This is a genomic window from bacterium, from assembly GCA_026398675.1.
Classification (GTDB): domain Bacteria; phylum RBG-13-66-14; class RBG-13-66-14; order RBG-13-66-14; family RBG-13-66-14; genus RBG-13-66-14.
This window is the reverse complement of the sequence record JAPLSK010000331.1, coordinates 1-8,772: the sequence shown is the minus strand read 5'-3', so window position 1 is coordinate 8,772 and position 8,772 is coordinate 1. Positions and strand designations below refer to the sequence as shown.

Below are 8,772 nucleotides of genomic sequence, written 5' to 3'. Positions count from 1 at the left end.
GACCCAGCTCGTCGTCGAGCCAGGCGGAAACGGCGTGCCGTCGGTCGGGCCAGTCGGCCAGATGGACCGACGCCTCGCGCTTGCCGGGCAACTGCTCCCAGAGCTCCTCGGCGGTGAAGGCGAGAATCGGCGCCGTCAGCCGGGCCAGCGTGTCGGCGATGATGAAGAGGGCCGTCTGGGCCGCCCGGCGTTTGGGCGAATCCGCGGCCGAGCAGTACAGCCGGTCTTTCAGCACGTCCAGGTACACCGCGGACAGGTCCACCGTGCAGAAGTTGTAGACGAGGTGGTACACCCGGTAAAATTCCAGGCTCTCGTAAGCCTTCGTCACCCTGTCCGTCACCTCGGCCAGCCGGTGCAGCGCCCAGCGGTCTATTTCGAAGAGCCCGGATGCATCCACGGTGTGCACGGCGGGGTCGAAGTCGTGGAGGTTGCCGAGGAGGAAGCGCCAGGTGTTGCGGATGCGGCGGTAGGCGTCGGTGTTGCGCTTGAGTATCTCGTCCCCCAGGCTTATGTCGCTCTTGTAATCGGCCGACGCGGCCCACAAGCGCAGGATGTCGGCGCCGTACTCCGCGATGACGGTGTCGGGCAGGATGGCGTTGCCGAGGCTCTTGTGCATCGCCCGGCCTAGGGCGTCCAGCACCCACCCGTGCGTCATCACCCGGCTGTAGGGCGGCTCACCCTTCAGGGCCATGCTGGTCAGGAGCGAAACCTGGAACCAGCCGCGGTACTGGTCGCTCCCCTCCAGGTACATATCCGCGGGCCAGACGAGGCCGTCTTGGGCGCGTTTGAGGACGGCGAGGTGGCTCACCCCGCTCTCGAACCAGACGTCGAGGATGTCGGTCTCGCGCCTGAATCCCCCGGCGCCGCACTTCGGACAGACCAGGCCCGGGGGGACCAGGCTCTCGATGGGTTCGGTGAACCAGGCGTCCGAGCCCTTCTCGGCCACCAGATCCCGGGCCAGGGCGGCCACCCGCGCGTCCAGCACGAGCTCGCCGCACACGGTGCAGTAGAGGCCGGGAATCGGCACCCCCCACCTCCGCTGGCGGGAGAGGCACCAGTCCGGGCGCAGCTCGAGCATGCTGGCCATGCGCTCTCGTCCCCAGACCGGGATCCATTCGACCCGCCCCACCACCTCCAGGCACCGCTTCCGCAAGTCGTCGTGGTCCACGTCCAAAAACCACTGCTCGGTGGCGCGGAATATCACCGGCTCCTTGCAGCGCCAGCAGTGGGGGTAGGAGTGAACGAGCTTCCCGGCGAAGAGGAGCGAGCCCGAGGCTTGCATGTGCTCGAGGATGGGTGCGTTGGCCTCGAAGACGTTCATGCCGGCCCAGAGGGGGACCTCGTCGGTGAAGCGTCCGGCGTGATCCACCGGAACCAGCACCGGCAGGTTGAACTCCCGGCCGGTCGCGAAATCCTCGGCCCCGTGCCCCGGAGCGGTGTGGACCAGCCCCGTGCCCTGCTCCAGGGTCACGTAATCGGTGGGCACGAAGACAGAATCCCGTTCCAGGAACGGGTGGCGGCAAACCAGGTTCAGCAGTTCCTCGCCCTTGAACGTACGCAGCTTCTTGACGTCGCTCCACCCCAGGTCTTGGCAGACCTCTCCGCTCCGCCCTTCGGCGATGAGGTAGCGCTCGCCCGAATGTTCCACCACCAGGTAGGGGAGGAGGGGGTTGACCGCGACCGCGACGTTGGCCGGCAGGGTCCAGGGGGTGGTGGTCCAGATGAGGGCGCCGGCGCCGTCGAGGTTCCCGGAGAAGACGCCGTCCGGGTCGCGAACCACCGGGAAGCGGACGTAGATGGAGTGGCTCGCGTGGTCGGCGTACTCCACCTCGGCGTCGGCCAGCGCCGTCTCGCACGTGGCGCACCAGAACACCGGGCGGAGCCCCTTATACACGTAGCCCTTCTCCACCAGCCCCCGGAAGGCGTCGAGCACCGTGGCCTCGTAATCGCGGTCCAGGGTCAGGTAGGGCTTTTCCCAGAGGCCGAAGACGCCCAGGCGCTTGAACTGGGTTCGCATGGTGTCCACGAACGCGAGCGCGAATTTTCCGCACTCCCGGCGCACGTCGAGGGTGGACATCTCGCGGAATTTCGCGCCCAACTTCTGAGACACCTTATGCTCGATGGGCATGCCGTGGCAGTCCCAGCCGGGCACGTACGGGGCGCTGAAGCCGCGCATCGTCTTGTACTTGACGATAACGTCCTTCAAAATCTTGTTCAGCGCGGTTCCTGCGTGAACCTCGCCGTTGGCGTACGGCGGTCCGTCGTGGAGGATGTAGGGGGGCTTCCCTTCCGCCTTCTCCCGCAGCAGCGCGTAAATACCCTGCTCCTCCCAGCGGGCCAGTCTTTCCGGCTCCCTTAAAGGCAGGCCGGCCCGCATGGGGAAATCGCTGACCGGCAGGTTGAGCGAGTCCTTGTAGGTTGTCCCGGAGGAACCATGTTCCGCCATCATCGCACCCTTTGAGGCAAGGGGTGGAACAAGGGGTTTAAACCCCTTGTCTCCCCTTGTCTTACCAAACTTACTCGCACGCGGAAACGAGCGAACCGAGCGAAGCGAGCTACGCCCCCGGCGAACCGAGCTATGCCCCCGGCGAACCGAGCTGCGCCCCCGGCGAACCGAGCTATGCCCCCGGCAAACCGAGTAATGCCCCAGCAAAACAGAGTAACGCCCTCGGCGTACCTGCGACGGCGAAGCCGTAAAAGTAGTGGATACGCTAGCAGGGGACGGGCTGCGTTGTCAAGCGGTTTACCCGGATGGCTCATCCATCCCGGAAGGGCTGGACCCATCCGCGGGCAGACTGCTGGGGCCCATCTTCTCCCGGGCGTGCCGCTCCTTCACCGCGTCCATCACGAAGGTGGAGGACGCCAGGAAGAAGAAGAAGAACCCGGCCAACGGCAGGGTCAGAGGGAGGACGAAGACCGCGTCTACCATCCCCTGGATGAAGGTGAGAAGCCAGATGCTGGCGAGGGCGATGGATAGGTAGCCGATGAACGTCCCCCGGTGCCGTATGCCTGAAAATGTGAACTTGACCAGCTTGACGAGGATGACTATAAGACAACCGAGCCCGATGAGCCCCGTCGAGAGAAGCGCATAGATGAAGATGTTGTGGGGGTGCCTTGGGTAAAACCCGAACATGCGGAACATATCGGGCATCACCAGATTGAAATACCCCTCGAAGTTCGAGTGGCCGATGCCCCATATCGGGCTCGTCTTCCAGAACTCGAACGACCAGTACCACATTATCGGCCTGGCAAGCGAAGAAATCACGTCCGCCACCTGCCCCGCCGAGTCCGCGGTCACCGTCGACTGCTGAAGCTCCTGGGGGTCAACGAGCCCCGTCCCCCTGGACTGGGCCCCCATTACCGGTATCAAGACACCGGCGGCCACCGCCAGCGCGAGGGGGATGAGGATCAGGTAGAGCTTCCTGCGCTTTTTGGGAGGCACGAGCGCCAGTATGAGAAATCCCATTCCCGCCGCCAAACCGACGACGCCGCTTCGGGAGTAGGTGAAGATGGAGAGCACCGCTCCTGAAATCGCCAGGACGAGCGAGAATATCTTCCAGCGCCAGTTCCGCCAGTAGAAGAACATGACGCTGTACAAAAGGGCGCAGGACGCGCTGAAGTAGACGAAGGAGTTGGGTCCGTAGAAGCTCCCGTCAACCCGGAACACGTCCGAGTACATCGTTACGGACTGGCTCTCGTGGCTCAGGTCCGCCGTGTAGGTCACGCCCTTCGCAAGCTCGAAGTACCCCGAGCCGAGGGAGAAGCAGGCCCCCACGGTGAAAGCCTTTATCAGGCTCTCGAGCTCCCGCTCGTCGCGGATGTAGAGGCGGACGTAGACGTAGACCGTGGAGGCCAGAAGGAGGGGGATGAGATCGAGCAACCCGTGGACGGCGTACCGGCTGACGACGGTGGAGAAGACGATCGTGAACAGCCAGATGCCCAGCGGCTTGGCGAGCGGCGTGGGTTTAGGCTTCTCCCCCTCGTATCCCTGCAGCTTGTCGAGAACTATCACGAAAAGGTTGATGAGGAACATGAAGAGCGCGGGTGTGATGTAGAACTCGTCGTTGCCTAACCGGAAAAGAAGACCGAGGGGCATGAGGGCGACCATAATCCTCGCCCACCACAGCCTCGCCTTCTCGTGGGCGAAGACGAGAAAAAGCACGACGGGCGCTATCAGGGCCGCCGAGGCCAACAGACCGATGATGAACCGGTAGGTGTAGGCGAAGTAGGTGAATGTGACGCCTACCAGGACGCATATAAGGGCCAGGCCGGCCCAGCCGGAGAAGCGTTGGATGGGGTGGCGGTGACTGAGTTCGATCTCGCTCACGGCGTCCAGCGGGAGTAGCCGTAGATGTGGTCACGCCAGTACACGCCGTCCAGGTCGGAGTATCGGACGCCGTCGGAAGAGTCGGCCTGGATGAAGCGGTCGTTCCCGGCGTATATGCCGACGTGGCTGGGGCCGGCTGAGTAGGTGGAGAAGAAAACCAGGTCCCCGGGCATGAGCTCGCCGCGGGTGACGCGCCGTCCCTCGCGGTACTGGGGACCGGCGGTGCGGGGAACTTCTATACTGTTCTGCTTGTAGACGCGCCACACGAGGCCGGAGCAGTCGAAGCCCGAGCTCGAGGTGCCGCCCCAGACGTAGGGCGAGCCCAGATAGCTCTCGGCGGAGGCCACGACGGCTTGACGCCAGGCCTCACCGGGACCGGCGGTCTCGAGCTCGACGTACCGCGCGGCGACCCACCCGGCGCGGCCGTCCTCGAGCCGGACGAAGTACCAGCCCTCGCGACGGCGGTACGCCTGGAAAGAGGTGTCGGCGGATAGATGGGCGATGATGGCGGAACCTTCGCTGGCCTCGGTGCGCAGCGGGGCCTGGTTCGGCTGGGGGGTCTGCGGCGTGCCGGGGGGAGGGGTGCGTGGATTGGGCACCGCCCGCACGGTGCCGTCGTCGCGCTCCACCTTCCCCTCGGTGACGATGGAGGAGGAGGGCACCCACCCGGCCAGGCCGTCCTGCTCGGTGAGGATGACTAGGCGCCAGCCGCCCAGCTCGGCCACGGCCTCGACCTGTTCCCCGGCCAGTCCCTCGCTCACCCGGCGGGCGTTCTCGGACGGGGATTCGCGCACCGGGGTGGGGCTGGCGGCGAAAACGAGGGTCTCCTCCGGGGGCGGCTCCTCTCCGGAGAGTGCGTGCGGCTCGAGGGTTTCCTCCTCGATGAGCCGGGCCTCGGGCTCCACCGCAACGACATCACCGGCGGGGATGAAGGTGAGGTTGACCGACCAGGAGGGCGCCGCGCCGGTGACGCCCACCGTGTAGCCCGAGACGCCGGCCTCCAGGTCCACCACGACCCGGGTCACGGCGGGGTCTATGGAGTTCTGGGCGGCACGCAGACGCGCCACCAGGCCGTCGCCCACGGGGGCCTCGAACTTGTTCGCGGGGAAGGCGGCGTCCCGGAACAAGCGCATGCAGCTCCTCAGACGTCGGCCTCGCGGGCCCGCCGCAACCGGGAAAAAACCCGGTCGCCCGCTCCGGCGGGTCGGACGCCATAATCACCGCGTCCACCTCGAACGGTCGCCTCGCACAAATCGACCAGAGTCAGGCCCAATCCACATCCCCCGCGGTATTCAGGCCACACGCAGGGTCTTCCAACCTCTCCACCAAGTCCGGCCTACTTCGGCTTCTCGTCGTACCTGTAACCGTACTCGGGGACGGCCTCGCCGGCGGACAAGGCGGCGTCGTGGGCGATGAAGTCCCGCGACCCCGGGCCGTGCAGGTCGCAGTACGCCGTGGGCGCGGTCCCGTCAATAAAATCCTCGCCTATCTTTTTCGGGCATTCGGGGTTGGCCAGAAGCCCCGAATCGCCGCAGACCACGTAACGCTGTAGCTTCAGCCCCTCGGGCACGGAGAACTCCTCAACGGGGTAGGTCTGGAGCACGTCGGCCATGTAATCGCTCCAGAGGGGTACGGCGTGGGACTCGCCGGTGGCGCCGTAGCCCAGGGAGGTGTGGTCGTCGAAGCCGACCCATACCGAGGTGCAGAGCTGGGGGACGAAGCCGATGAACCAGCAGTCTCCGGCCTCGTTGGTGGTTCCGGTCTTGCCGGCGCAGGGGCGTTTAAGGGTGCGACCGGCGCGGACCGCGGTGCCGCCCGTCGTGGTGCCCTGCAACATGGAGCGCATGATGAAGGCGGTCTCCCGCCGCAGGACCACCTCCGCCCGGGGGATGTTCTCCTTGATGACGTTGCCGTCGCGGTCCTTGATGAGCTTTATCGCCGTGGGCTCGACGTGGACGCCCAAGGTGGCGAAGGTGCCGAAGGCGCTGGCCATGTCCAGGGGGGTGACCTCGGAGGAACCCAGGGCGATGGAGTAGGTGTGGGCGATGGGGGTGCGGATGCCCATGCGTTCGGCGTAAGTGCGCACCGGCTCGATGCCCAACTCCAGAATCAGTCGCGCCGCCACCAGGTTGATGGACATGGCGATGGCGGTGCGGATGGTCATCGGCTTGCCCGAGGATCCCATGGAGTAGTTGTGCGGGGCCCAGACCACGCCGTCGGCGTTGACCACGAAGGGCTTGTCCAGGAGGGTGTCGGCGGCGGTGTAGCCGTTGTCTATGGCGGCGGTGTAGACGAAAACCTTGAAGGCCGAGCCGGGCTGCCGGCGGGCGTACACGGCCCGGTTGAACTGGCTCTCGTCGTAGTCCGACCCTCCCACCATGGCCTTGATGAAGCCCGTTCGAGGGTCTATGGAGACCAGCGCCGCCTGTGGGTAGGGCTTCTTCTCCAGGGACAGCTCGACCCGGCCCGTGGAGCGCACCAGGCTGGTCACCTTGACCGCTATCTCGGCGCCCTCCTGAATCTCCACCTCGGGAGGATTGGGCCAGTGCCAGTAGAGGGGGGTGATGTCAATGCGGCCGGTGATGCCGCCGCCCAGGTCCACGTAGGCGAACTCGTCGTCGCGCTTGGTGACTATCCCGGAGCGGATCTGCCCCAGCTCCAGGTCCTCTATCTTGAGATTGTCCTTGCGGGGGTAAGGCTTGTAGCCCCAGCGCTCCTGAACCCTCTCCAGCCCCTGAGCCACGTGCTTCTCGGCCAGCTCCTGCATCCGGAGGTCCAGGGTGGTGTAGACCTTCATCCCGGCCTGATAGACGGCGTTGGAGCCGTACTCCTTCTCCAGCTCGGAGCGGATGTACTCGACGAAGTAGGGGGCCGACGATTGGGTGCGGCGCCGCTGGGCCAGCTCGATGGGCTGCGCCGCCGCCCAGGACCGCTCCTCCTCGGTGATGAACCCCGCGTCGGCCATCATCAGAAGGACCGTGTTGCGCCGCAGCTTGGCCTGCTCGGGGTGGTAGTACGGCGAGTAGCCGCCGGGGTTCTGGGGCAGCCCGGCGATGAGCGCCGCCTCGGGCAGGCTCAGGTCCCGCGCGTGCTTGCCGAAGAAGAACCGCGAGGTGGCCTCCACCCCGTAGCACCCGTGCCCATAGTAGATCTGGTTCAGGTAGAAGTAGAGTATCTCGTCCTTGGTGTAGGCTTTTTCGATCTGGACCGCGAGGATGGCCTCGCGGATTTTGCGCACCCAGCTCTTCTCCAGGGTGAGGAAGTAGTTTCGCGCCAACTGCTGGGTGATGGTCGAGGCGCCCTGGCGCTTCTCGCCGGCCATCACGTCAATGAGCGCGGCCTTGGCGGTGCGCCATAAATTGATTCCCCAGTGATCGTAGAAGCGCTGGTCCTCGATGGCCAGGGTGGCCTGGACCAGGTTGTCCGGTAACTCGCTCATCGGCACGACGTAACGTCGCTCGACGAGGAAGGTGGCGATCAGCTCGCCGTTGTCGTCGTAAACCTCGGTGGGCAGATAGCTCTCGAACTGCCACAGCCCGGTGATTTTCGGCAACCCGCCGGAGAAGGCGTGCACCAGACCGAGCCCCAACCCCAGGATGAAGAAGCTGGAGACGACAACGGTTATCCAGGCCAACCGCCAGGAGAACGCACCCGCATGGTCGCGGGCCCTGGATTTCGCCTCCACCCCCGGACGGTCGAGACCGCTCTCCAGGGTTTCGGGCACGGGGCGCTGGAACAGGCGGTGAAACCACCCGCCGATCCGGGTTAACACATCGGCCCTGGCGTGCTTGGCTTTTACGGAACCCATCGGTCCTCGAACGGTTGGTAGTTTGACGGATCGGGGAAACGGCGAACGAAACCGCACGGCCGGACGTCTATCCTACGACCCACCTTGCACCGCTTTTCCCCGTTGCGACCCCCCGATTATACCCCGTGTAACGCCCCCGGTTCAACACGGAGCGACCGGCGCCCGGGGCGATTCTATCAGCGCGGCATCCGGTAGTGAAAAGAAATCGCGCAACAAGTTGAAAATGTAGCACATATCCCGAAGGCCGCGCCTTGACCTTTAGGCGGATTTTATTTAAAATAAAGGCACTTACGTCCACGAAACCCGTCCGGCGACCGAGCCCGGAGCCCCCTTGACCCGTCCGTTCAGTTTAATTCTTTTTCTCCTCGCGGGACCGTTCCTCGTGGTCCTGGCGGCCGAAGAGCCCCCCGTCCCCGACGACGAAACGGCCCCAACCGAAGGGGAGTCGGATTTCGTCCTGTCCACACCGGCTGGTGAAGCGGTGGAGTCCGAACCGGGGACTGAAACCACCGAATCCGCGACGACGACCGAAACCGCCGAACCCGAACCGGAAGTAGAAACCGCCGAGTCCCCGGCACCCTGGCATCCGGACCCCGTGGAGGCGCTCTGGCGTTCGGGGGTCATCGCCGGCTGGGGA

6 protein-coding genes are annotated in these 8,772 nt (G+C 65.3%); 2 read left to right on the top strand and 4 right to left on the bottom strand.

Features of this window, described 5'->3' with window-relative positions; genetic code table 11:
* Window positions 1-2,449, bottom strand: a 2,449-nt coding sequence (gene ileS, locus NTW26_09695; protein MCX7022526.1) for an isoleucine--tRNA ligase, incomplete at its 3' end; no start/stop codon positions are given.
* Window positions 2,450-2,502: 53 nt separating this feature from the next.
* Between ileS and NTW26_09690 the strand changes: the two genes are divergently transcribed.
* Window positions 2,503-2,697 (top strand): hypothetical protein, encoded by a 195-nt coding sequence (locus NTW26_09690; protein ID MCX7022525.1) that lies wholly within the window; start codon window positions 2,503-2,505, stop codon window positions 2,695-2,697.
* A 46-nt stretch (window positions 2,698-2,743) separates the two neighbouring features.
* Here NTW26_09690 and NTW26_09685 read toward each other — a convergent pair whose 3' ends face one another.
* The 3 genes from NTW26_09685 to NTW26_09675 all read right to left on the bottom strand — a co-directional run bounded on the left by NTW26_09685 (window position 2,744) and on the right by NTW26_09675 (window position 8,135).
* On the bottom strand, window positions 2,744-4,327 hold the full coding sequence (locus NTW26_09685; protein ID MCX7022524.1) for an O-antigen ligase family protein: 1,584 nt from the start codon (window positions 4,325-4,327) through the stop codon (window positions 2,744-2,746).
* Window positions 4,324-5,460 (bottom strand): NlpC/P60 family protein, encoded by a 1,137-nt coding sequence (locus tag NTW26_09680; protein MCX7022523.1) that lies wholly within the window; start codon window positions 5,458-5,460, stop codon window positions 4,324-4,326. Before NTW26_09680 ends, NTW26_09685 begins: the two co-directional genes overlap by 4 nt.
* A gap of 203 nt (window positions 5,461-5,663) precedes the next feature.
* Window positions 5,664-8,135, bottom strand: a complete 2,472-nt coding sequence (locus tag NTW26_09675) for a PBP1A family penicillin-binding protein (protein ID MCX7022522.1) — start codon at window positions 8,133-8,135, stop codon at window positions 5,664-5,666.
* Between the two features lie 331 nt (window positions 8,136-8,466).
* Here NTW26_09675 and NTW26_09670 point away from each other — a divergent pair.
* Window positions 8,467-8,772: hypothetical protein (locus NTW26_09670; GenBank protein MCX7022521.1), on the top strand; the 306-nt coding region annotated here is incomplete at its 3' end.

What these genes read in the sequence shown, in the direction of transcription:
- NTW26_09680 (MCX7022523.1), bottom strand. Translation starts at nt 5,460, where the DNA reads ATGCGCTTGTTCCGGGACGCCGCCTTCCCCGCGAACAAGTTCGAGGCC.
- NTW26_09675 (MCX7022522.1), bottom strand. Translation starts at nt 8,135, where the DNA reads ATGGGTTCCGTAAAAGCCAAGCACGCCAGGGCCGATGTGTTAACCCGG.